The sequence below is a fragment of the Microcoleus sp. genome (assembly GCF_049646505.1).
Classification (GTDB): Bacteria; Cyanobacteriota; Cyanobacteriia; order Cyanobacteriales; family Microcoleaceae; genus Microcoleus.
Map to the genome: position 1 here is coordinate 1 of NZ_JBARVX010000082.1, position 21,940 is coordinate 21,940.

At 46.2% G+C, this 21,940-nt stretch carries 29 protein-coding genes, 1 tRNA gene and 1 riboswitch; of the genes, 15 read left to right on the top strand and 15 right to left on the bottom strand.

From position 1 onward, the window contains the following. A partial coding sequence (locus WBA89_RS04335) for a cation:proton antiporter (protein WP_424404301.1) occupies nt 1–1,041 on the top strand: 1,041 nt, incomplete at its 5' end. Beyond that, complete coding sequence (locus WBA89_RS04340; RefSeq protein ID WP_424404302.1) at nt 1,023–1,295, top strand: hypothetical protein; 273 nt, start codon at nt 1,023–1,025, stop codon at nt 1,293–1,295. The genes WBA89_RS04335 and WBA89_RS04340, both read left to right, overlap by 19 nt. Before the next feature lie 222 nt (nt 1,296–1,517). On the opposite strand, the gene WBA89_RS04345 is transcribed toward WBA89_RS04340, so the two are convergent. Together WBA89_RS04345 and WBA89_RS04350 are read right to left on the bottom strand one after the other, a co-directional pair. After that, nucleotides 1,518–2,288: a TerC family protein gene (locus tag WBA89_RS04345; RefSeq protein WP_424404303.1), complete on the bottom strand. Its 771-nt coding sequence runs from the start codon at nt 2,286–2,288 to the stop codon at nt 1,518–1,520. 93 nt (nt 2,289–2,381) lie between these two features. After that, complete coding sequence (locus WBA89_RS04350; RefSeq protein ID WP_424404304.1) at nt 2,382–2,555, bottom strand: hypothetical protein; 174 nt, start codon at nt 2,553–2,555, stop codon at nt 2,382–2,384. Between the two features lie 127 nt (nt 2,556–2,682). Between WBA89_RS04350 and psaM the strand changes: the two genes are divergently transcribed. The 3 genes from psaM to WBA89_RS04365 all read left to right on the top strand — a co-directional run bounded on the left by psaM (nt 2,683) and on the right by WBA89_RS04365 (nt 3,661). Beyond that, nucleotides 2,683–2,778: a photosystem I reaction center subunit XII gene (gene psaM, locus WBA89_RS04355; RefSeq protein WP_015174804.1), complete on the top strand. Its 96-nt coding sequence runs from the start codon at nt 2,683–2,685 to the stop codon at nt 2,776–2,778. Nucleotides 2,779–3,054: 276 nt separating this feature from the next. Then, complete coding sequence (locus WBA89_RS04360) at nt 3,055–3,471, top strand: hypothetical protein (protein ID WP_424404305.1); 417 nt, start codon at nt 3,055–3,057, stop codon at nt 3,469–3,471. 25 nt (nt 3,472–3,496) lie between these two features. After that, on the top strand, nt 3,497–3,661 hold the full coding sequence (locus WBA89_RS04365; RefSeq protein WP_424404306.1) for a hypothetical protein: 165 nt from the start codon (nt 3,497–3,499) through the stop codon (nt 3,659–3,661). Nucleotides 3,662–3,839: 178 nt separating this feature from the next. Here WBA89_RS04365 and ctpA read toward each other — a convergent pair whose 3' ends face one another. Further along, on the bottom strand, nt 3,840–5,090 hold the full coding sequence (ctpA, locus tag WBA89_RS04370) for a carboxyl-terminal processing protease CtpA (protein ID WP_424404307.1): 1,251 nt from the start codon (nt 5,088–5,090) through the stop codon (nt 3,840–3,842). A gap of 602 nt (nt 5,091–5,692) precedes the next feature. Here ctpA and petB point away from each other — a divergent pair. Then, on the top strand, nt 5,693–6,361 hold the full coding sequence (petB, locus tag WBA89_RS04375) for a cytochrome b6 (protein ID WP_424404327.1): 669 nt from the start codon (nt 5,693–5,695) through the stop codon (nt 6,359–6,361). A gap of 171 nt (nt 6,362–6,532) precedes the next feature. Then, nucleotides 6,533–7,015 (top strand): cytochrome b6-f complex subunit IV, encoded by a 483-nt coding sequence (petD, locus tag WBA89_RS04380; protein ID WP_424404308.1) that lies wholly within the window; start codon nt 6,533–6,535, stop codon nt 7,013–7,015. 661 nt (nt 7,016–7,676) lie between these two features. On the opposite strand, the gene WBA89_RS04385 is transcribed toward petD, so the two are convergent. The 4 genes from WBA89_RS04385 to WBA89_RS04400 form a co-directional block, all read right to left on the bottom strand. Further along, a tRNA-Pro gene (locus WBA89_RS04385) sits at nt 7,677–7,750 on the bottom strand. A gap of 37 nt (nt 7,751–7,787) precedes the next feature. After that, a complete protein-coding gene (locus tag WBA89_RS04390; protein WP_424404309.1) occupies nt 7,788–8,156 on the bottom strand; it encodes a DUF1818 family protein in 369 nt (122 codons plus the stop codon). Nucleotides 8,157–8,286: 130 nt separating this feature from the next. Further along, the gene (locus WBA89_RS04395) at nt 8,287–8,937 is read right to left on the bottom strand and encodes a hypothetical protein (protein WP_424404310.1); all 651 of its coding nucleotides are present in this window, start codon (nt 8,935–8,937) and stop codon (nt 8,287–8,289) included. Nucleotides 8,938–9,212: 275 nt separating this feature from the next. Next, nucleotides 9,213–9,446 (bottom strand): DNA-directed RNA polymerase subunit omega, encoded by a 234-nt coding sequence (locus tag WBA89_RS04400; protein ID WP_194065453.1) that lies wholly within the window; start codon nt 9,444–9,446, stop codon nt 9,213–9,215. Nucleotides 9,447–9,526: 80 nt separating this feature from the next. On the opposite strand from WBA89_RS04400, the gene WBA89_RS04405 reads away from it, so the two are divergent. Further along, complete coding sequence (locus WBA89_RS04405; RefSeq protein ID WP_424404311.1) at nt 9,527–10,219, top strand: GDSL-type esterase/lipase family protein; 693 nt, start codon at nt 9,527–9,529, stop codon at nt 10,217–10,219. Nucleotides 10,220–10,340: 121 nt separating this feature from the next. Here the strand turns inward: WBA89_RS04405 and WBA89_RS04410 are convergent, their stop codons facing one another. Together WBA89_RS04410 and WBA89_RS04415 are read right to left on the bottom strand one after the other, a co-directional pair. Then, nucleotides 10,341–10,481 carry a hypothetical protein gene (locus WBA89_RS04410; protein ID WP_424404312.1) on the bottom strand — a complete coding sequence of 47 codons (141 nt, stop codon included), beginning with the start codon at nt 10,479–10,481 and terminating at the stop codon, nt 10,341–10,343. Nucleotides 10,482–10,828: 347 nt separating this feature from the next. Further along, the gene (locus WBA89_RS04415; protein WP_424404313.1) at nt 10,829–11,461 is read right to left on the bottom strand and encodes a Uma2 family endonuclease; all 633 of its coding nucleotides are present in this window, start codon (nt 11,459–11,461) and stop codon (nt 10,829–10,831) included. Between the two features lie 169 nt (nt 11,462–11,630). Then, nucleotides 11,631–11,777: riboswitch (cobalamin riboswitch) on the top strand. Nucleotides 11,778–11,799: 22 nt separating this feature from the next. Between WBA89_RS04415 and WBA89_RS04420 the strand changes: the two genes are divergently transcribed. The 5 genes from WBA89_RS04420 to WBA89_RS04440 all read left to right on the top strand — a co-directional run bounded on the left by WBA89_RS04420 (nt 11,800) and on the right by WBA89_RS04440 (nt 16,510). Beyond that, entirely contained in the window at nt 11,800–12,210 is a 411-nt protein-coding gene (locus WBA89_RS04420) for a DUF1636 family protein (protein ID WP_424404314.1), read from the top strand. Between the two features lie 123 nt (nt 12,211–12,333). Further along, nucleotides 12,334–13,368 (top strand): cobalamin biosynthesis protein CobW, encoded by a 1,035-nt coding sequence (cobW, locus tag WBA89_RS04425; protein WP_424404315.1) that lies wholly within the window; start codon nt 12,334–12,336, stop codon nt 13,366–13,368. A gap of 216 nt (nt 13,369–13,584) precedes the next feature. Continuing rightward, nucleotides 13,585–14,556 carry a CobW family GTP-binding protein gene (locus tag WBA89_RS04430; protein WP_424404316.1) on the top strand — a complete coding sequence of 324 codons (972 nt, stop codon included), beginning with the start codon at nt 13,585–13,587 and terminating at the stop codon, nt 14,554–14,556. A gap of 51 nt (nt 14,557–14,607) precedes the next feature. Next, a complete protein-coding gene (locus tag WBA89_RS04435; RefSeq protein ID WP_424404317.1) occupies nt 14,608–15,729 on the top strand; it encodes a WD40 repeat domain-containing protein in 1,122 nt (373 codons plus the stop codon). A 100-nt stretch (nt 15,730–15,829) separates the two neighbouring features. Next, nucleotides 15,830–16,510 (top strand): CADD family putative folate metabolism protein, encoded by a 681-nt coding sequence (locus WBA89_RS04440; RefSeq protein ID WP_424404318.1) that lies wholly within the window; start codon nt 15,830–15,832, stop codon nt 16,508–16,510. Nucleotides 16,511–16,811: 301 nt separating this feature from the next. Here the strand turns inward: WBA89_RS04440 and WBA89_RS04445 are convergent, their stop codons facing one another. Further along, nucleotides 16,812–17,648, bottom strand: a complete 837-nt coding sequence (locus WBA89_RS04445) for a metal ABC transporter permease (RefSeq protein WP_424404319.1) — start codon at nt 17,646–17,648, stop codon at nt 16,812–16,814. Between the two features lie 153 nt (nt 17,649–17,801). Further along, nucleotides 17,802–18,521: a metal ABC transporter ATP-binding protein gene (locus WBA89_RS04450; RefSeq protein ID WP_424404320.1), complete on the bottom strand. Its 720-nt coding sequence runs from the start codon at nt 18,519–18,521 to the stop codon at nt 17,802–17,804. Nucleotides 18,522–18,611: 90 nt separating this feature from the next. Here WBA89_RS04450 and WBA89_RS04455 point away from each other — a divergent pair, with 90 nt between their 5' ends. Next, a complete protein-coding gene (locus WBA89_RS04455) occupies nt 18,612–19,661 on the top strand; it encodes a metal ABC transporter solute-binding protein, Zn/Mn family (protein WP_424404321.1) in 1,050 nt (349 codons plus the stop codon). Between the two features lie 124 nt (nt 19,662–19,785). On the opposite strand, the gene WBA89_RS04460 is transcribed toward WBA89_RS04455, so the two are convergent. Together WBA89_RS04460 and WBA89_RS04465 are read right to left on the bottom strand one after the other, a co-directional pair. Continuing rightward, complete coding sequence (locus WBA89_RS04460) at nt 19,786–20,046, bottom strand: DUF7219 family protein (protein ID WP_424404322.1); 261 nt, start codon at nt 20,044–20,046, stop codon at nt 19,786–19,788. A 428-nt stretch (nt 20,047–20,474) separates the two neighbouring features. Continuing rightward, the gene (locus WBA89_RS04465; RefSeq protein ID WP_424404323.1) at nt 20,475–20,642 is read right to left on the bottom strand and encodes a metallothionein; all 168 of its coding nucleotides are present in this window, start codon (nt 20,640–20,642) and stop codon (nt 20,475–20,477) included. A gap of 151 nt (nt 20,643–20,793) precedes the next feature. On the opposite strand from WBA89_RS04465, the gene WBA89_RS04470 reads away from it, so the two are divergent. Then, nucleotides 20,794–21,204, top strand: a complete 411-nt coding sequence (locus WBA89_RS04470) for an ArsR/SmtB family transcription factor (RefSeq protein WP_424404324.1) — start codon at nt 20,794–20,796, stop codon at nt 21,202–21,204. A gap of 126 nt (nt 21,205–21,330) precedes the next feature. On the opposite strand, the gene WBA89_RS04475 is transcribed toward WBA89_RS04470, so the two are convergent. Further along, nucleotides 21,331–21,531: a heavy-metal-associated domain-containing protein gene (locus WBA89_RS04475; RefSeq protein WP_424404325.1), complete on the bottom strand. Its 201-nt coding sequence runs from the start codon at nt 21,529–21,531 to the stop codon at nt 21,331–21,333. A 132-nt stretch (nt 21,532–21,663) separates the two neighbouring features. Next, the coding region (locus tag WBA89_RS04480) for a hypothetical protein (RefSeq protein ID WP_424404326.1) at nt 21,664–21,940 on the bottom strand (277 nt) is incomplete at its 5' end.

Sequence of the window (21,940 nt, forward strand, 5' to 3'; positions counted from 1 at the left end):
GCTTTTCTGTTAATTGCCTATCCTCGCACCGATCGCTCGCTTTGGGTAGGTTTGCGCTATCTATTTATCACCAACATAGCCATGCTATTTTATATGGTGGGCGCTGTGCTAGTCTATCAAACTCATAAGTCCTTTGGTTTTGAGGGTTTAAAGGGTTCGCCGCCAGAAGCTTTAGCCCTGATATTTCTAGGATTGTTGATTAAAGGGGGAATTTTTGTATCGGGATTGTGGCTGCCGCTAACTCACTCTGAATCAGAAACCCCAGTCTCAGCATTACTATCAGGAATTGTCATCAAAGCTAGTATTTTACCGCTGTTGCGCTGTGCTTTGATTTCCGATGATATCAATCATATCGTCAGGATTTTGGGCGTAGCGACGGCTCTCATGGGAATCTGCTATGCCGTCTTTGAAAAAGATACAAAACGGATGCTGGCTTTTCACACAATTTCGCAGTTAGGGTTTGTCTTGGCGGCACCGGCAGTGGGTGGAGTTTACGCGCTGGCTCACGGTTTGGTTAAATCAACTCTATTTTTAATTTCAGGTTCTTTACCAAGTCGGAACCTCAAAGAACTGCGATATAAACCGATAGATCCTAACCTTTGGATTGCCTTGGTTATCGCCAGCCTGTCGATTTCTGGCTTTCCCTTGTTGGTAGGATTTGGGGCCAAAGCATTGACGATCAAAAATCTAGTACCTTGGCAGGTAATCCCGATGAAGATTGCCGCCGTTGGTACAGCTATATCCTTTGCCAAATTTATCTTTATACCGCGTGGAGAAAAACAGAAAGTCCAGCCTGGATTGTGGCCGGCGATCGCACTTTTAATTAGCGGGCTAATTATCGCAAATGTGGTGTATTTAGATGCTTATACGATTGAGAATACAATCAAAGCACTGGCAACGATCGCTATTGGTTGGCTGATTTATGTTTTTGTTATTAAACGGTTAGCAATCGCTCTGCCGCGTGTAGCTGAGGAGTTCGATCATCTGGTGGGCGTGATGAGTCTGACTTTGGTGGTACTCTTTTGGATGGCGCTAGCGTGATCGTCGGGCGCGAAGCTGCCATACAGGCGAATAATGGTCGATCGCACGCAGGTAATACAGCAGATTCCATGTTGGTGCAGCAAGCTGTTGCGGCATTTAAATTATCTGTCAAAAAACGATCGAACAATGAGCGGGCCGTTGCTCCGACTGCGCGCAGCACGTATAATTTAAATGCGTTATATCAATTTCATAAAGTAGCGCTAGATATTACCCCCCCAACCCCCCCTTATTTCGGGGGGGAGTGGGGGGGGTAGTAGCATATCTTTAGAAAAATGGTATTACAGCCGATCCCAGAAACGGGGTTTACCGATCGCCCATGCGTTGACAAGCCGAACACTCTAAAAACCCCAGTTTCTATATCTATAGCGGTTTTCAAGCGTTGTGAAGTACGCAAAAGCGATCGGGTACTCCATACCCGATCGAAGAAGAGCACCGCACATTAAGGAGAAACGCTGTACATAGAATATGGTGTCTAGTTAAACTTCGGACTTCTGTGCTGGCGATTCCGGCAATACAACTTCTGAATCATTTGGATTGAGAGCTGTTGTCTGAGATTCTGCAATCTCCACCGCTTCGGGAGTGCGCTTAGAAAATCCCCACACAAATAGCAGGGTGATACTGGTAATTAACAACCACTGGGGAGGTACTAAATCCTCGTTAACTACTCTCAGCAACAATCGCATTCCCACCAAGCCAACTGTAATGTAGCCAGCATCTTCTAAGTGTAAGAACTCGTCCAGCCAGCGGATGAACAACCCCGCCATAAATCGCAGGGTGATAATTCCAATTGTGGCACCTGTCACCACGAGCCAAGTTTCGTCAGAAATTGCGATCGCAGTAGTAACGCTATCCAAAGAAAATGCTAAATCCGTCAGACAAATCACTGGAATTGCTTGCCACAGAGACGAAAATCTCGGCCCGTGATGTTCTCCGTCAGAGCCAGGTTCTGAGGAAAAGTGCTGGAAAACTAGCCACAGCAGGTAGAGTGCTCCCAGCAGTTCAAACTGCCAGAACTTGAGCACCCAAGTCGCTATGAAAATTAGTAAAATTCGCAGTACAAAAGCAATTATCAAACCGATATTGAGAGCCTGTTGCTGTATCTTGGGACTTTCCAAACCTTTAGCAATAGACGCCAGGGCGATCGCGTTGTCAGCGGAAAGTACAGCCTCCAAAGCCACTAACACTAGCAATAATAAAAAATTGTCAGCTCCCAAATTGGGGGCAGCGTCAAAAAATTGATCTAGCATTAATTATTTTCTGCACCTAAGATTTGCAAGCTAAGAGCGCAGTGCAAATCACCGGCTCTATCTAAAATGAGTGTCACCTTCACTTATCTTAACCTAGTGCGGTGAATTTGTCGCAGGCGATCGCACTAAAGGAAGTTCGGCAACGAATGTTCTAGCGGATTCAACGGATTTAACCGATCGATATCGAGCCGAGAAGTCAAGCTTAAAGATTTTTCCGACTCCCCGACTCCCCGACTCCCCGTCTCCCCATCTCCCACTATCGCGCATTTCCCCGCTCTCCCCATCTGCCCAAACGCACCAAATATATTTCAAGTTGTAACAAATGATTCCCAAAAGCGCCAATTTGTCTCAAATTAGTGAAAGCTCGTGCCCGCGAAAAGGAGTTTTCCGAATTATGTCTTTAACAGATACCCAAGTCTACGTAGCGCTCGTAATTGCTTTGATTCCCGGAATCTTGGCTTTCCGGCTGTCTACTGAACTGTACAAGTAGTTTCGAGACACCAGTCGCGAACCGCAAGATGCCTGCCTTTACAGTTAAATCTCAAAATTACAGACAATTGCAGCAGCAGTGGGGTAGATTGTTTGTGGTCAGCAAGAGGAAACTGTAAGGGCAGGCATTTTTATGGGGAAATTCCGCAATCAGGCGTCACCCAGTCTCAAAAATTTGGGCCCCAATCACCGTCACGAACCGAGTCGGGTGTGCGTTAAGCTCCGAATTTGCTCTTTTGTACTCTAAAACGTCAGTCTCAGGTATTTGAAAAAAATTATGCAAGCGATTCAACCTACCGCTACCCCACTGCGTCCTGTAAAAACTCCCCCTCGGGTTGCTTCTCGTCGCAGCAGCCGTCGCCAGCGTTCCTACCCTCACCAAACGCTCGCCGCCGAAACAGGAGTTAAACTAGCAGTCAACATGGTACTTTCAGTCTGTGCGACTTCTGCTGTGATTCAGCTTTGGCCTCACTACCAAGCCGTACAAGAAAAGTTGCAGGAAATTAAAGCGGAAGTCAATCTTACTCAAGAACGAGTAGATAAGTCGCGATCGGACTTTAACCGCTACTTTGACCCAAGTCTTGCTAAAACTGTGATGCAAGAGCAAAGCAATCGAGTCGATCCCCAGCAGCGTCCGGTGATTTTGCAGGAACCGCCGGCACCAGAAGCCGAGGAATCTACCCCGCAACCTTAACCTTAAGGGAGTTGGCAGTTGGCAGTTGGCTGTTGGCAGTTGGCTGTTGGCAGTTGGCAGTTGGCAGTTGGCAGTTGGCAGTTGGCAGTTGGCTGTTGGCAGTTGGCTGTTGGCTGTTGGCAGTTGGCAGTTGGCAGTTGGCAGTTGGCAGTTGGCAGTTGGCTGTTGGCTGTTGGCTGTTGGTAACTAACAACTAAGTACACGGACAAAATTAATTGCACAAAATAGAATCTGAAATTCTCTTCCTGTGAGCCTTGCAAAATTATATCTGTGTAAATATTTCTGTCCGTGTACTTAGCAACTAGCAATTAGCAATTAGCAACTAGCAACTGACAACTAGCAACAGTCAACTGCCAACAGTCAACTGACTACTTACTGCTGACTAATGACTTGGCCATCACGGTTTTTTCTTTCAACAGTTGGATTGCAGCTTGATATTGCAAGTCTGCTTCGGTGCCGATTCGATCGCGCGCAATCGACTGTAGCGGCACTACCCGATCGGGTACAATCCCCAATTTGTTAATATCCGTGTGGTTCGGTGTCTCGTACTTAGCAACTGTCACCGCCAACCCGGAACCGTCAGACAAATCAAACAAAGACTGAATCAGCCCTTTGCCAAAAGTCTTTTCGCCCACGAGTTGAGCTCTGCCGTTATCTTGCAGCGCACCAGCCAAAATTTCGCTAGCGCTGGCCGTTCCCTTGTTGACCAAAACAATTAGCGGATCGGCAGTCAAAGCCCCTCCAAAGGCTTCAAAACTGCCGAGAGTGCGCTGTCGGTTCACCGTGTAGACGATCGTCCCGGAATCGAGCCACAGACGCGCAATCTCAATTCCGGCTTGCAACAGTCCGCCCGGATTGTTCCGCAAATCGAGAATGTAGGCGGCGGCTCCTTGTTTTTCCAAACTGTCGATCGCGCGGGCGACTTCCTCAGTGGCGTTAGCGCTGAATTGACTCAAGCGAATGTAGCCCAGCGGTAAATTGTCTGGCCCGGACTGCAATTCGGCGTAAACCGGGTGGAGTTCAATGAGGTCGCGCACTAACTCAATATCTTCAGGAGCGTCTCTTCCTTCGCGCCCCACGGTGAGGGTAACAGCAGTGCCGATGCGGCCGCGCATTCGAGTTGCAGCCTCGTCTAAGCTCAATTCTGAGGTGGGAGTGCCGTCAATTTTCAGGATGCGATCGAGCGGTTGGATGCCGGCTCGATCTGCGGGCGAATCGGCCAAAGGAGCCACGACTGTCAGGGTATTTGTCTGCGAGTCGATCGCAATTTGCAGCCCCACACCAGTCAATTCACCCGAAGTGTTGACCTGCAAACTGCGGTACTGTTCGGGTTTCAGCAGTCGAGTGAAAGGGTCGTCGAGCTTCGCCAGCATCCCCTGAATCGCCGTGTAAGTCTGCTCGCGATCGTTGAGCGGCTGCTTGACGGCTTTTTCGCGGATCGACCACCAGTTGTGGTTGTTGAAGCTGTCGTCCACGTAAGACCGGTTGACAATTCGCCAAGCTTCGTTCAATAGCTGCTGTTCTGGAGTTAGCGCCGCTGCCGGCTGCGCCCACCCACCTAGAACCAGGGCGACTTGGAGCAACAGTACAATTGCTGTCTGGAAAACTCGTCTGTGCATGATTTTTCTGTAAAAGATAGACAAGTATTGCATCTGACGTATTTTTAATTTGTAAGCTTTTAAGCTTTTGCGCTGTCCACTCTCCCCCAGGCATTCAGGATTCGTCAAATGTCCGGGTCAAATGTCCGCGGCGAACAAAAAATTCTTTTAATGTAACATTTAATTTCCCAAACAGTGAAGTTTTATCATGAATATTAAAATTTACAACCGAGGCACCCGCTGACCGACTCGGACTGGGGTCATGGGCTCTGCTCTTGGCTGTCTGCCGGGTTGGGGCGGATGTTGAGCTTGCACAAAATGCACTTTGAGACGAAGACAAAAGCGATCGCCCATGAATTCTGCACAGCAATTATGTTACATTTTTTATCATAGTCTGGAATTCGATCGGGGAACGCCAGCGAGTAGGGACAAGCGACCGCTTAGTTTCCCAGGGCTTGCAGGCGATCGCACAAGAGAGTTCCTTTCCTCAGCTCCAAAATTTTAAATAGCTGAGACTATTTGCCAGTTCAAGCCAACCGATCGGGGCGGGGCGACAAAAAAACATTGTGGCTGCTGCCCGCTTACCTCAACCACAGCAATATTCTTTTAGGAATTCTGGCTCCATGTTTTCTAAACAAATCACAGACTCAAAAACCTACCAGTGGTTTGAGGAACGCCTGGAAATTCAGGCGCTTGCCGACGACATCACTACCAAGTACGTACCCCCCCACGTAAATATCTTTTATTGCTTGGGCGGAATTACTTTAGTTTGCTTTCTGATCCAGTTTGCTACCGGCTTCGCCATGACTTTCTATTACCGTCCTACGGTAGCAGAAGCTTTTTCTTCAGTGCAATACCTGATGAACGAGGTCAACTTCGGCTGGCTGATCCGCTCCATCCACCGCTGGTCTGCCAGCATGATGGTACTGATGATGATTTTGCACACTTTCCGGGTTTACCTGACCGGCGGCTTCAAAAAGCCCCGCGAATTAACCTGGGTGACAGGAGTAATCTTGGCAGTCATCACCGTTTCCTTCGGCGTGACAGGCTACTCGCTGCCTTGGGATCAAGTCGGTTACTGGGCCGTTAAAATCGTTTCCGGTGTCCCCGAAGCCATCCCGGTTGTCGGTTCTTTGCTGACAGAACTTCTACGCGGCGGTGCCAGCGTCGGTCAAGGCACTTTGACTCGCTACTACAGCTTGCACACTTTCGTGCTGCCCTGGCTGATTGTAGTCTTCATGCTGGCTCACTTCTTGATGATTCGCAAGCAAGGCATTTCGGGCCCGTTGTAAGTTTTGAGTTGTAGGGGCGATATTTTTTTGCCCCCCGTTGAATTTTGGGTTGAAAATTCAGAATTCATCACTCATGATATTTATTGACAGCCCGATCGCGGCGCTGATTCAGACTAACGAATACAGCAGGATGCCAAGCCAGGGTAAAAATAAAAGGAGAACACTCTTACTATGTCTATTCTCAAAAAACCAGATTTGAGCGATCCGGCGCTACGCGCTAAACTCGCTAAGGGCATGGGTCACAACTATTACGGCGAACCAGCTTGGCCCAATGACTTGCTCTACGTTTTCCCGATCGTGATCATGGGAACAATTTCTCTGTGCGTCGGTTTAGCTGTACTTGACCCGGCTTTGATTGGCGAACCTGCCAATCCTTTTGCTACTCCGCTAGAAATTCTGCCGGAATGGTATTTGTGGCCGGTGTTCCAACTTCTGCGCGTTTTGCCTAACAAATTGTTGGGTATTGCTTGCATGGCCGGTATTCCCGTCGGCTTGATTTTGATTCCGTTCATCGAGAATGTTAACAAGTTCCAAAATCCGTTCCGCCGCCCTGTTGCTACTACAGTCTTCCTGTTGGGAACTGCGGTAACTCTGTGGTTGGGTATTGGTGCTATTTTCCCGATCGACAAATCTTTCACGCTGGGTCTTTTCTAAGATTTAAGCTTGCTTGATTCTGACGCCCGCGGGTTTCCCGACAAAGTGCTTTTGTACTGCTGGGAAACTTTAGCGGGCGTCATTTTATTTGAGATTTGAGATTTGAGATTGGGGATTTTTAGCTCTAAAATTTAATAATTCTCAGTAATTAATTCTCTAATTTTCTTCAATTAAATTCATCAGCATACAGAATCATAAAATATACAGCGTATTCCAGGTTTATGAAGTACACACTCTCCTAGCCCGGTTTCTTGTTCGCTTCTGGCATCATTACTGATTCTGTTCTTTGTTACCCGGTTTCTCTCTCTCTACATCTACAGGGAATATGCTTTATCTAATACCAAATCCGGGTAACAAAGAATTTCAAAGGCGGTAAGCTGTTGTGCATCCCAATTGTGTATGGTAATTGAGGGGGAGAGGGGGAGAGGAGGAGAAGATTTTTGATGGATCGTCGAAATATACAATGTTTATTTGCACAACAGCTTACAAGCCCCCGAATTTATCCGCCGAATCAATCGGGAGCATCTAAAATCTCAAATCTCAAATCGAATGACCAGCCGGATCGATCGCCACACCAACCGGAACAGAGGTATCGCGCGCGGGATTCCGCCGGTTTAGCTCAAAACAACAAAACCTCCTCAAAGAGAAGGTTTCATTACAATCGGAGCGGCGGGATTTGAACCCACGACCCCTACTACCCCAAAGTAGTGCGCTACCAAGCTGCGCTACGCCCCGACAGCTTTAATAGCTTAGCATGAAATCTCAGAAAAAGTCAAAAAACTTTTAAAACTTTTGCAGCCTGCAGCAAACTCGGAACCGCAGCCGCGGGCCAAAAACCCTCGCACCTCCTGCCAGCATTCAAGATCAACTGCAGGCTGTAAGCTTCGGGATAGCCTTCTACCTGCACCCACAACAAATCGGTTTCGGCTTCAATGGCAATTTTTTCCTCATCCATTAACTCAGAGGCCATTTGACTCATGGTGTCGGCTAACTGTCCCAACAATCGGCAAAAATCGTTTAACTCAGCCTCCGTGAGTTCGATCGCCCAACCCTCCCCAGCCACCAAACCCCGAAACTCCTCCGCCTCCGGGTTCCATCCCAAACGCCAGCCGCTACCCGTCTTGATTACACGTTCCACCATTCAAAGATTTTAGATTTTTGGTTTTAGAGATTGTTCGGCGGTTGAAACCGCTTTTGGTCAAACAAAGTCCGCCTCCGCGGACTAAGAAATAAAGGCGATGTTTAAGCTAGATTCGATCGGCAATAAAATATTAAGGTGCCAGCAATTTCGCATCTCCCGGCTGCGGCTGCGTGATTTCCGGCGAATTCGATCGCCCTTGTGGTTTTCCCCCCGCCGCCGGTACGGACTTTTGCCCTGAATTCCCACTAAAAACATCAACCAAAGCTTGAACCAAAGCATCCCGCTGTACTCTATTTAAACTTTGAATAGCAGCGCGATCGCCTTCCATCGGATTTGACCGCAAAACATCCTTTCCCGGATACACGTCTTCCACCAAATAATCGGGAGTCGCCCCCAGATAGTCAGCTAAACTCAACTTCCAATCAAAGCGGTAATTCGGCGGCCTTCCTTTGACAAAGACGTGATATCGAATCAAGCGGCCGACTAAAGTATTGTTTGGATCTACTTTTCCGGTTTCCCTAGAAATGTAGTTATTCTCGATCGGCAAATCCGGCAATTTTTCATACACAAACTTCCACGCATCTTGCGCCCTCACCTGCTGCGGCTCAGATTGTTGAGCAACCCGCAGCGCCGGCGCAGACTCAGAACTCCGCAGCAGCAGAGGTTCCAAAGCCGACATACTCAGTTCGCCCGATTCCAATACCCAACTCAAAAGCGTGAAAATCGCCACAATCAAAGTAACGAACAGAAAACTCAAGCCCAGCTTTAATTGTTTTTTCACTGTTTTGACAATTTCAAATATAGAATACTTGCATAATTTCACCCGCCATCAGAATTTTATTTTCTGACTTGATGAATTAGGAAAACCGACCGAGTTGGTCGCATCCCGACGAGTGTAAAAAGCGTTTTTTAAGAGTGCGATCGGGTTTCTAGCTTGCGTATATAAAATCAACCGAATTTTCCCCACCGCGCCAATCTAGATTAAGATAAAATTTGAGTTTTGAGTTAACAAAAGTTGGTAGCAATTCACCACTCAAAACTCAAAACTTGCCAAGTCTAGATATCTCCGATAATTTCCGGCTGAGTCATTTCATCCGACATCTCAAATATCGCCCGCATTACAGGTTTCATCATTTGAGTGTCGTCATTATCAAAATCTTCATAGCGGCGGCGTTTTGCGCGGTTCGCCACCTGCACCGTAATCCGATAGCGGTTGGATGCAGCAGCGATCAACTCTTCAGCCCGACGGGTTAGCTGAGTTGAATCGAAGGGTGGACGCTTATTAGCCATGAGATTACCTACTTTATCTAATGTTACATTCTAGTTTACTATGTCAAGATTCATAAATTACTAACTGAGTATCATTGCTTATGCAGGCAGCAACAGCCTATTCTTTTGGTCACTTGCATCGGGTAAATTCTCATCCCCTGAAATTGGTTGCTTTCGGCGACAGTTTAATCTACGGTTTTGGCGACGGTGTAGGCGGTGGCTGGGTAGAAAGATTGCGGCGCCAGTGGATGTTACCTGAGAGTGCAGGACACGTTTTATACAATTTGGGCATTCGGGGCGATCGCACCTATCAAGTCGCCCAGCGGCTCGAAAACGAGTTTCGCCACCGGGGAGAACTCAGAAACCGCGTCCCGGATGCGATTATTCTTTCTGTCGGTCTCAACGATTCGGCGAGAGTGCAATCGCCTACCGGGCGCAGCTACACAGATTTTGAACATTTTAAAACTGTTTTGGATAATTTATTAAACCTATCCCAACAACTTTGTCCGGTGATATTTGTCGGGATGGTACCGGTGGATGAAAGTAAAATGCCTTTTCAAGATTGTTTGTACTACAGTCATGGGAATCAATATCGCTATAAAGAAGCAACGAAATTAGCTTGTGAGTTGCGGGGAATTCCCTATTTAGATATTTTTGATAAATGGCTCGATCGGGGCAGTGATTGGTGGCGAGCGCGCCTGATTGCAGATGGGCTGCATCCGAATGCAGCCGGGTATCAAGCTTTATTTGAAGATGCGACAAGTTGGGAACCGCTAGCCGCTATCAGTCATTAGTCAATCAAGTACGGTTGACTGTTGACGGTTGACTGTTGACGGTCAAAGTCATCTGACGGCGCAACAGGAATTGATATCATATCGTTTTCGGTTGTATCGGTATTGTTCAAACCATCAACAGTTAACAGTTAACAGTCGTACCGCCAACATCACCTGACGGTGTTACCGGAAATGATATAACTTGACCTTCTTCCCTCACTAACCCCAACCAAGCAGAAGTAGATACGTGAAATATTTCCCGATTGTTACACCGCGCAGTCAAACAATTGCTGTAAGTCCCCGCAGCTTAAATATCAGATATTTCTCATTACTTTTAAAGATAAGTTTTGTCTAAATACTCAAGGATTTTTGCACCCATCAATTCCAGTTTTTATTCTGCTTCGCAGCAAAGCGTCACAACCCTTTTTTGACAGATATTATACAGCATATTCCATGTAGATTTAGAGAGCGAGAAACCTGGTTTCACAGAACAGAATCAGTAATGATGCGAGAAGCGCACAAGAAACCCGGCTAGGAGAGTGTGTACTTCATCAACCTGGAATGCGCTGTAGGTAATAGCCGAATTTTCAGATTTCATAATGCTTCCGAGATTTTAGTTCTAGTAGAGCTTTAGTCCTCAGACTCAGATTCAAAATCCACGCGGTCGTAAATATCACCCAACCGCATCTCAAAGTCCACACAACTCAATTGTAATACCGTATCAGCACCATCATACTCAGACAAAATCCACTTATTATCATCCGTCTTGCAAAAATGTTCAACGTGCATCTCGTATTGATCGATCAAAACATACTCTCGAAAACTAGGAATAGAACGGAAAAGCTTAAACTTGCCGCCCCTGTCATAATCCTCCGTCGATGGCGATAAAACCTCAGCCACCATCACCGCATTAGTAATCGTATCTTTCCTACCCTCAGCAAACTCCAATTTCCCCGCCACCAACATTACATCAGGATAAGTATAAACCCGCTTCGACGGTATCCACAAACGCAAATCGTTGATAAATACTCGGTACGGTTGTCCTTTCGTAGCAAAATTCAGGGTACCGCTCAAATTAAGAGCTATTTGATTGTGATTTGGTGTTCCGCCTGTCATAGGGATTATCCTACCATCCTGATATTCACTTCTAAATTCTGCGGTTTCTTCCAGCTTTAAATACTCTTCGGGAGAGTAATAAGTATGTACTTTTTCCTCAACTTTTTCTTCAACTACTTGTTCGCGGATTTCTGTTAATGCCGTCATAGTACATCCTCGGACGATCGTACTTATCATTATACAGGAATTCAGTCCTTAAAAGGTTGGAATGTCAGCACTAAAATCCTTGCTGAGAACGGGGTTGATTTATGTGTGCAAATATTAAAACTTGCTTTTACCAAGATAACTTTTTGGAAAAAGGGCGGCAAGTGTGGTAAGATTTGAAATTGCGATCGGTTCTAGCGGGGAGCAGCCGCTAGAGGAAACGGGGAAAGTTCGGTGCAAGTCCGGCACTGTCCCGCAACTGTAATGAAACACTGGTTGTTTCTCAAGTCAGAATGCCCGCCGATATCTAACTCACTTTTGAACGCATCTGCGAGGTACGGATGATGGATGGAATTAATGCGGCTGTACGCACAAAGCACAGTCTGTTTGTTTGCACTGCTTGCGCGAGTGTTTGGAAAGACGGCAAGCGCGAAGGTAAAAGCGGCGGCCAACAATTTATGGAAGATTTGTCGAAACTCGCTAAAAATTGGGAGTTTTCTGAAGAATTTGAGATTCAAGAAGTTGAGTGCATGAGTGCTTGCAGTCACTCTTGTGCTGTGTCTTTTGCTGCTGTTGGAAAGTACACTTATCTATTTGGTGATTTGCCTGCAAATGAGCCGGAAAGCATCGAGGCTGTACTGGAATGTGCGGGTCAATACTATGCTAAACCGGATGGTTTGTTGCCTTGGTCAGAGCGTCCTCAAGCTCTGAAAAAAGGCGTTTTGGCTAAAATTCCGCCGCTGGGGAATTAGAGATAAGAGTCGGCGGTTGAAACCGCGACTACACAAACGAAGTCCGCCTTCGCGGACTGAAGAGTTCCCAGGCAGAGCCTGGGAACGAGAGATTTCACTTCACCAACAACACCAAAATTATCAATGCACAAAATTCCTGTTACGGTTATCACTGGTTTTCTCGGTAGCGGCAAAACTACCTTAATTCGCCATTTGTTGCAAAACAATCAAGGTCGCCGCATTGCTGTTCTGGTTAATGAATTTGGCGAAATCGGAATTGACGGAGAGTTGCTGCGCGATTGCCAAGTTTGCGATGAAGAAGAAACTGTCAGCAGCAATATTGTTGAACTGACAAATGGTTGTCTTTGTTGCACTGTTCAAGAGGAATTCTTGCCGACTATGCAGGAGTTGTTGAAGCGCAAAGATAAGATTGATTGTATCTTAATTGAAACTTCGGGCTTGGCACTTCCTAAGCCTTTGATTCAAGCTTTTCGCTGGCCGGAAATTCGCACTGGCGCTACTGTTGACGGTGTGGTTGCTGTTGTTGATTGCGAAGCTATTGCTAGCGGTAATTTTGTGGGCGATATCGATGCTTTGATGGCGCAGCGGCAGGCTGATGATAGTTTGGATCACGAAACTCCGATCGAGGAATTGTTTGAAGACCAGTTGGCCTGTGCTGATATGGTACTGTTAACGAAGGTCGATCGCGTAAACGAAGAAACTCAACAGAAAGTTCAAACCTGGTTGCAGCAAGAGTTGCGTCCGAGTGTAAAAATTGTTGCGTCTAAGGGTGGCGAAATTAACCCTGATGTGCTGTTGGGATTTAATGCGGCGGTTGAGGATGATTTGGAGTCCCGCCCCAGTCACCACGACACGGAGGAGGAACACGAGCACGATGATGATATTAACTCGACTTTCTTTATTGCCGATCGCGAATTTGAACCGGAAGCTTTGGTGAAAAAGCTGAAAGCCTTGATGCAGCAGGAAGAAATCTATCGGATTAAGGGGTTTGTGGCGGTTCCCAAGAAGCCGATGCGGATGGTGTTGCAAGGTGTGGGCGATCGTATAGAATATTTTTACGATCGCCCTTGGCAACCTTCCGAAGTCCGTCAAACCAAATTAGTGCTGATCGGAAGAGAGTTGGAGCGCGATCGAATTGCAGCTATGATTAGCAATTAATTGTCATTAGTAACGCACGCCTCAGAAACCCGGTTTCTTCCTAGATTTCTCTTGACTCATCCCAAAACTCGTAGAAACCGGGTTTCTTGCCACCACCTGCACAATCCGGCAGGCTCTCGCGAACAATTTATTAACATTATTTAATATTGTGGCTACTGCCAGCCTGTATGGTATAAAATACCGATAATGGTTATCATTTCACAATTGAGGTCAAGTATGGTGACTGCTAGAGCGATCGAATCAGTTCCCGTGACAGTTCTCACAGGCTATCTGGGTGCAGGCAAAACTACGCTACTGAATCACATTTTAACACAGGAACACGGCAAAAAAGTTGCAGTGATCGTCAACGAATTTGGCGAAGTAGGCATCGACAACCAACTGATAATTGATGCCGACGAAGAAATTTTCGAGATGAACAATGGCTGCATTTGCTGTACAGTCCGAGGAGATTTAATTCGGATTATTGGCAACTTGATGAAGCGTCGAGAAAAATTCGACCACATAGTCATCGAAACCACAGGCTTAGCCGACCCCGCCCCGGTAATTCAAACATTTTTTGTAGACGAAGATATGCGGGATAAAATGCTGCTAGATGCAGTTGTCACCGTAGTCGATGCCAAGCACGTTTGGCAGCACTGGGATGCGGAGGAAGTTCAAGAACAAATTGCTTTTGCCGACGTGGTTTTGCTCAACAAAACAGATTTAGTAACTGCGGAAGAATTGGCAGAATTAGAGAAGCGCATTCGTGCCATGAATGCAATGGCAAAAATCCACTGCACTCGCAATGCTGAATTAGAAATAGATGCTTTGTTGGGCGTCAAAGCATTTGATTTGAACCGGGCCTTAGAAATTGAACCCGACTTTTTGGGCGTACACGTTCACGAACACGATCCAAGTGTAAAATCAATAGCAATAGTAGAATCCGGTGCTATTGATGGGGACAAATTTAGCGATTGGATCGGCGAATTGTTGCGAACTCAAGGCACGGATATTTTTCGGACAAAAGGCATCTTGAATGTGTCTGGCGAAGATAAGAGATTTGTCTTTCAAGGAGTGCATATGCTGTTTGATGGCAGACCAGATAGAGCCTGGAAACCGACCGAAACTCCAAAAAATGAACTCGTATTCATTGGCCGCAACTTAAATGCCACTCAATTAACAGAGGATTTCCGTAAGTGTCTGGTTTAATCTAAATTGAAAGTGGGATGAGAATTATTCATCCCTTTCTTCTCTTCCTCTGTGTTCTCTGCGGTCTCTGCGGTTAAATCATTCCAAATTCATGACAAAAGCAAAAATGAACTAATGCTGGAACTTCATGGCAAAAAAATTCTATCTGATTATATAACTGCTATTACTTGGTCGCCCGATCGCAAAAATTTTGCAGCCTGTTCCGCCGCCGGAGAAGTGATGCTAGGAAATGTCGCAGCCATGAATAAATTGTCCTTGCAGCCATTGCAAATAGAAACTGGTCATTCAATAAATTGTTTAGCTTTTTCCTCCGACAGTCAATTCGTAGCTGCGGGCGGACAAGAAGGAAAAGTGCAAATTTGGCGTGTTGATTCTGGGAAATTAATCGCTAATTTGGATAACCAGCGCGTCTGGGTTGACAAATTAGCTTGGAGTCCGAACTGCAATCAGTTAGCTTTCAGTATGGGCCGATGCGTTCAAGTCTGGAATGCTAATGATAATGTGGTGGAAGTAACGCTGAATTTCGACTCATCATCTATTCTGGATTTAGCATGGCATCCGATTGTTCAATACCTGGCAGTTAGCGGCAATAAAGGTGTTAAAGTTTGGAGTGGCGAAGACTGGGACGAAGACCCTGAAATTTTATCGGTACCGTCTGTAACTGGTGCAATTGCTTGGTCGCCTTCAGGGGAATATTTAGCCTGCGGTAATATGGATAATACCCTAATTGTTAGTGAATGGGGTAATTTGGAACCGTGGGTAATGCAGGGTTTTCCGGGGAAGGTTCGGGAGTTGGCTTGGTCGGATCAAACTAATTCTTTGGGTGCACCTTTGTTGGCTGCTGCGAGTTCACGAGGCATTTCCGTCTGGGAAAGAGATGCTGATGAAAGTGTCGGCTGGGAAGGTTGGGCCCTAGAGGTGCATGAAAATGTGGTAAGTGCGATCGCCTTTCAACCTACCACATTTTTATTAGCTTCTGCCGCCGCAGACGGACAAATTTGTTTGTGGGATGAAGCAGAACAATTGCTGCAAATTCTCGAAGGTGCAGAGGGCGGTTTTTCCTGTCTCGCATGGCATCCCGATGGTCAATTTCTCGCGGGCGGTGGTTGCGGCGGCGAATTGCTGGTTTGGTCAAAGTCTATGCGCGGCAAAGGATTCGGCCGATCGCGCTAGGGAACCAAAAACGTAAACAATCAAAAACTTGCTCTTTACAAAATCCTAGATTACTATAACATTTTAGTGGCTGCACTATCCTCAAGGGCGATCGACAATTATGAACAAACAGCAATTTCTCGAACAACTCAACAGCATTCTCGACCAAAACCACCTGCTGAAACACCCGTTCTACCAAATGTGGAACGAAGGCAAACTCGACATCGCAATGCTGCAAGAATATGCACAAGAATACTACCTGCAAGTCCACAACTTCCCCACCTACGTCAGCGCTACCCACGCCGCCTGCGACGACATCAAAATTCGTCAAATGCTCCTCGAAAACCTGATAGAAGAAGAGAGAGGTGCAGCAAATCACCCCGAACTGTGGCTGCGCTTTGCCGAAGGTTTGGGTTTAGACAGAAATGCAGTTCTCGAACGCGAACACTTAGAAAAAACCACCGAATCCGTCCGCATTCTCAAAGACTTAGCGCGCAGCGAATCTCCCGCCAAAGGTTTAGCCGCCCTCTACGCTTACGAAGCACAAATCCCCGAAGTTTCCACAACTAAAATCGCTGGTTTAAAGGAATTTTACGGCATCGATTCACAAGCAGCTTTATCTTTCTTTCAAGTTCACGAAAAAGCCGACGAGTTCCACTCCGAAGCCACTCGCGAAGCTTTGTTACAGGTTTGTGAAACTGAAGAAGCACAACAGGAAGCACTGTTAGCTGCTGAGAAAGCAACTTCTGCCCTTAATTTACTGCTTGATGGGGTTTATGAAACCTATTGTCAAGCTGAGTAAGCTTCAGTTGACTGTTGACAGTTGACAGTTGCTTTCTGGTAAAAAACGCATATTTGCAGGGCGGGTTGAAAAGCATTGGTGTCAACTTACTGTCAAACGTAGTAATAACTTTCTTGTTTGACGACTGGCCCAGATCCCCCCTAGCCCCCCTTAAAAAGGGGGGAACCGGAAAATATCAAAGTTCTCCTTCAAAAGGAGAGAACCGGATATGATCAAAGTCCCCCTTCTTAAGGGGGATTTAGGGGGATCTAGACTCAGCTAGCAGCGAGATTTATCAAAATGTTTACACTGAATAGGACTATTATCCTCTCTTTCTTGTCAAAATTCCTTGACTGGGACTGAACAGCAAAGCAACCAAAAATAATCCAAACACAACTAATACAATTGCCGCACCAGACGGCATATTCAAATAATAGCTGAGATACATCCCAGTTACACTAGCTGTAATTCCAACAATTGCTCCCAATCCCATCATTAAATGTAACTCTTTTACCAACAAATACGCCGTAATTCCAGGCCCGATTAACAGCGAAATTACTAACAGCGCCCCCACAGTTTGCAAACTCGCCACAATTGTCAGGGTAATTGCCGAAATCATTCCCAGGTAAATCCAGTTTACCGGCAAACCTGATGCTTGCGCTCCCAAAGGGTCAAAAGTATAGAATAGCAGTTCTTTGTAAAAGATTTTAACCGCCGCCAAAATTATCACAGTTATGATAAAAGTCTGCTGCACGTCAGCGGGTGCAACTGACAGGATATTGCCGAACAGAAACCCATCTAAGTCTAATTTGGTTGTCCGCAACAGGCTAATCAGCGTGACGCTAATTGCTAAAAATGTTGACAAGATTAATGCCATAACTGCATCAATTTTTAGGCGCGATTGCGATTGAATCCACGCCATGATTGCGGCGCTGATAATTCCTGAGATAAAAGCGCCGATGGAAATATTGAATCCTAAAGAAAAAGCAACGGGCAGTCCTGCTAATACTGAATGGGCTATCATGTCTACCATCATTCCCATTTGCTGTACAATTAAGTAGGAGCCGACTACGGCGCAGAGTATTCCTAACAAAATGCCGGCGGCGATCGCATTTCGCATGAACTCGAATTTGAGCGGCTCGATTAGTATGTTTAACATTTATAGAGGAAGGAAGGTCGGCAACGAGCAATGTACGGGATTTAACGGATGTTCGGCAGCGGATTTAGCTGTTGTGTCGCTATTGAAAAATTATCAAGGGAAATTGACAATCTCGTAGCGACGCACCCTACGGTTAGAATATTTCAATTTGTGTCACGCGGAAACTAAGCTTAAATCGTATCCATAGGCTTTGTGGATATTAGCAGCAGTCAGCACTTCCCGGCAGGAACCAGTGGCAATTAATTGCTTGTTGAGTAACAATAAATTATCGTATTTTTTTGAGGTTTCGCTTAAGTCGTGGCTGATTACTAGCAAGGTTTTATTTTCGGCTTTGAGTTCGGCAAAAATATCGAAGATAATTTCTTCTGTTGCTTTGTCGATCGCATTAAAGGGTTCGTCGAAAAAGAATAAATCGGCTTGTTGGGCGATCGCCCTTGCTAAGAATATCCGTTGCTGCTGGCCCCCGGAAAGTTCGCCAATTTGCCGCGATCGCAAATCCCACATTCCCACCCGCAGCAAAGCAGTTTTCACCAATTCCTGCGACTGCTTCGAGGGGCTGCGAAACCAACCAGTCTGGACAGTCCGCGCCATCATTACCGCATTTTGCACAGTAATCGGATAATCCCAGTCTATTTGCGATCGCTGCGGCACGTAAGCTACCCGCGACAACTGTTCCTTCAGCAGCCGCCCCTGATATTTCACCAAACCCCGACTGGCCCGGATCAATCCCAGCATCGCTTTCACCATCGTGCTTTTCCCCGCGCCGTTGGGCCCGAACACCCCCGTTACTTGTCCGGGCTCTAACTGGAAATTCACGCTGTTGAGGGCCGAAATTCCTCGATAATTCACAGCCAAGTCTTGCACTTCTAACATAATTTATGATTTTGAGAACGATTCTTGTTCGTAGCTACTAGAATAGGATAACTCGAAAAAGCAATAACGATTATCGTTCCAAAGGTGAAAATGTTAAATAATTTGGCTGGAAAAACCCGCAGATTGTGGGCTGCGGCGGTTTTGGCAATGGGTTTCGGGCTGGTTGGGTGCACTTCAACCCCCCAAGCGCGCAATTCCACGCCTCAGAGTCCCGCCGCCAACTTGCCGAAAGTCGTCGCCACGACTGGCGTTATCTGCGATATAACGAAGGAAATAGCCCAAAGTTCGATCGACACCACCTGTCTAATTAAGCCCGGAGAAGACCCCCACGCCTACCAAACCAAGCCGGAAGACCGCAAAGCCATTGAAACGGGCAATCTGATTTTATACGGCGGCTACAACCACGAACCAAGCATCATCAAATTAATTAAATCCAGCAGCAATCTCGCGCCCAAAATCGCCGTACACGAGCTCGCCGTTCCCAAACCGCTAATGGGCGAACACGAACACGAACACGGGGAAGAGAAAGCGGGAAGCGAACCCCATGCAGAAGGTGAAAAAGTCCCCGATCCTCACGTTTGGCACAACCCTCAAAATGGCATCCGCATGGTAGAAACTATTCGCGATGAATTGAAAAAAATGGCTCCCGCAAATGCTCAACTTTATACTAAGAATGCGGCAAAATTAACAGATGATTTGCAAAAAATAGATACTTGGATTAAAGCTCAAATTGCGACAATTCCCGCCTCAAAACGCAAATTAGTCACAACTCACGATGCACTGAGTTACTATGCCAATGCTTACGGCTTAGAAATTGCTGGAGCTTTGCAGGGCGTGACGACAGAGGAACAGCCTACCGCAGCCAGAATTGCGGAATTGTCCTCAGAAATTAAGACCGCAGGAGTGCCGACAATTTTTGCGGAAACGACTACTAATCCGAAGTTAATGGAGACTGTAGCGAGGGAGGCAAATGTCAAAATTTCGGACAAGGAACTTTATAGCGACGAGTTGGGTGGCCCCGGTACCGGTGCTGATACATATCAAGGGATGCTGAAAACTAATACTTGCGCGATTGTTTCTGGCCTCGGCGGCAATTGTACTCCGTTTGCAGGAGAAACTGTACCAACTCCTAAACCATAGACTTGCTGGGTGCACATTTTATATCAATTCTGGTTGCACTCAGACATGATAGAGGAGACGGCACTGCCGTCTCCCTACAATGTTATTTTGGGTAGGGAGACGGCACTGCCGTCTCCTAATTTCTTTAAGGTGGATTGTCCTCATCGTCACTGGGAGGTTTTTGGCCAATTCCCAATTGCTTTTTAGAGGATTTTAAGTTTTTCCAAAGCATCTTAATATCTTTATAGGCTTTCTCAGCGCTAATTTTCCCTCCAGTTTCCAGCGAGCAAATATAAGTTATTTTTTGAGCAAACTCCTGCAAGTTGGCATTAAAAGCCAAGTTTTCTGGCGTGAAATCACCGTAGTAGCGATTGCGAGGATGCAAAAAATCTTCCCGCTCTTTCATTGGCCCTCCTAATTAAACTTTTGGTATTCAACTTTTGGTTCGGTCTCTGCTGTTAATAGCACTATTTGTACTCAGTATCGCGACGCTAACTTGCTTCTATTGTATGGCTTAATACCAAATCTGGGTATGATACTCCTTTATTCCTTCGCAAAAGTAGGATGCGTCGCCATCGACAATTCTGTCTATTTGCAACGATTCGGTAGCGACGCACTTTTGCTGCATCATAAAGAGGGGTGCGTCATTAGGATTTGGCGTAAGTAGGAATTATACTTTCTCGCTTCGTATTTAGTCTATTAATGCAGTCTTAACCTTAATTTAGCTTTATCTTAACTTTTCTTTAACCAAAAAGCAAAAAAATTGGGAGATGCGCTATTCGCATCTCCCTTTAGATAGATTTTGGAGTTTCGATCTTTTGTGAACCAGAATATTTATTTGTGGCAGTCGCAGCCGGCGTGGCCGCAGCCTTTGCCGTTGGGATGTCCGTCAGCGCAAGCTGTGGAACAGTATGTTTTGCCGTCTTTTTCAATGGCATCGCTGGGGCTGACAGCGCACGCGCATGAAGGACAAGCACATTTTGTTTGGGTGGCTGTAGTCATTTGAGATTCTCCTGGTGGATTTGTTTGTCTGTACCAATATATGAACACATATTCAGAGATAAGTCAAGCAAGTAACTGTAAAAGTTTTGTTACAAAAGATTGACCGATCGCACTAAAATGAAAATGAGAATTAAAACAAGCCTGGGTCGAGATGTCACCGAAGTCTGCTGTTAACGGAGCGATAGGTCAGCCTGACCAACAAAACGATACACCAACGTGCGATCGACCGCACCTAGTTGACAACTTGCGGGCCGAGGAAATGCAAACACAAGTCCTCAACACCGCAAAAGCCCAGCGGATGGCAGAATTTTTCAGTCTTTTGGGAGATGCGAACCGGCTGCGGCTGGTGTCTGTGCTGTCAAATCAAGAACTGTGCGTGTGCGACTTGGCGGCGGCTTTGAGCATGAGCGAATCGGCGGTATCGCATCAGTTGCGGGCGTTGCGGGCGTTGAGGTTGGTAAGTTACCGCAAAGTTGGGAGACAAGTTTTTTATAGTTTACTCGATCGACACGTTTTGGAACTGTACCGAGCCGTCGCCGAACACTTAGACGAAGAACCTTAATTAAGGTTTACGCAAAAAGGTAATTGGTAATTGGTAATCCTAATTTCTGTAGGGGCGGGTTCACCGACAGTTGACAGTACACCTCCAGAATTTTTATCAACCCGCCCTCCCCAACTTATCCCAATATTAAGCTTCCGTGACAGTGTGACCAGAAGCAACCACAGCCTGTTTAATTGACTCTTCCGAGGCTTTGGCTTCAACTGTAACAGTCTTGGCTGCTAAATCTACATCGATTTTAGCATCGGATTCAACAGTTTGGATAGCTTTAGTAATTGTATCACCGCAGCCGGAACAGACAATAGAGGGAACATGAAGTTTGAGTGCCATAATTAAGCCAGATATTGTAGATGACAGTATTGATTGTGCCTTTATTTTAATCTAATTTCGCTTTCCAAGCAAAAGTGCGCCAGAATAAATTCTGACGCTACAAAAGCCAAGTCTTCCGATGCAGACTAATGACTAATGACTAATGACTGTTGACTGTTGACTGTTGACTGTTGACTGTTGACTGTTGACTGTTGACTGTTGACTGTTGACTGATGACTGTTGACTGTTGACTGATGACTGTTGACTGTTGACTGATGACTGTTGACTGATGACTGTTGACTGATGACTAATGACTGATGACTGTTGACTGTTGACTGTTGACTGTTGACTGTTGACTGTTGACTGATGACTGATGACTGTTGACTGTTGACGCTTGAGGGCGGGCACTCTTGGCACCGCCCCTAATGAC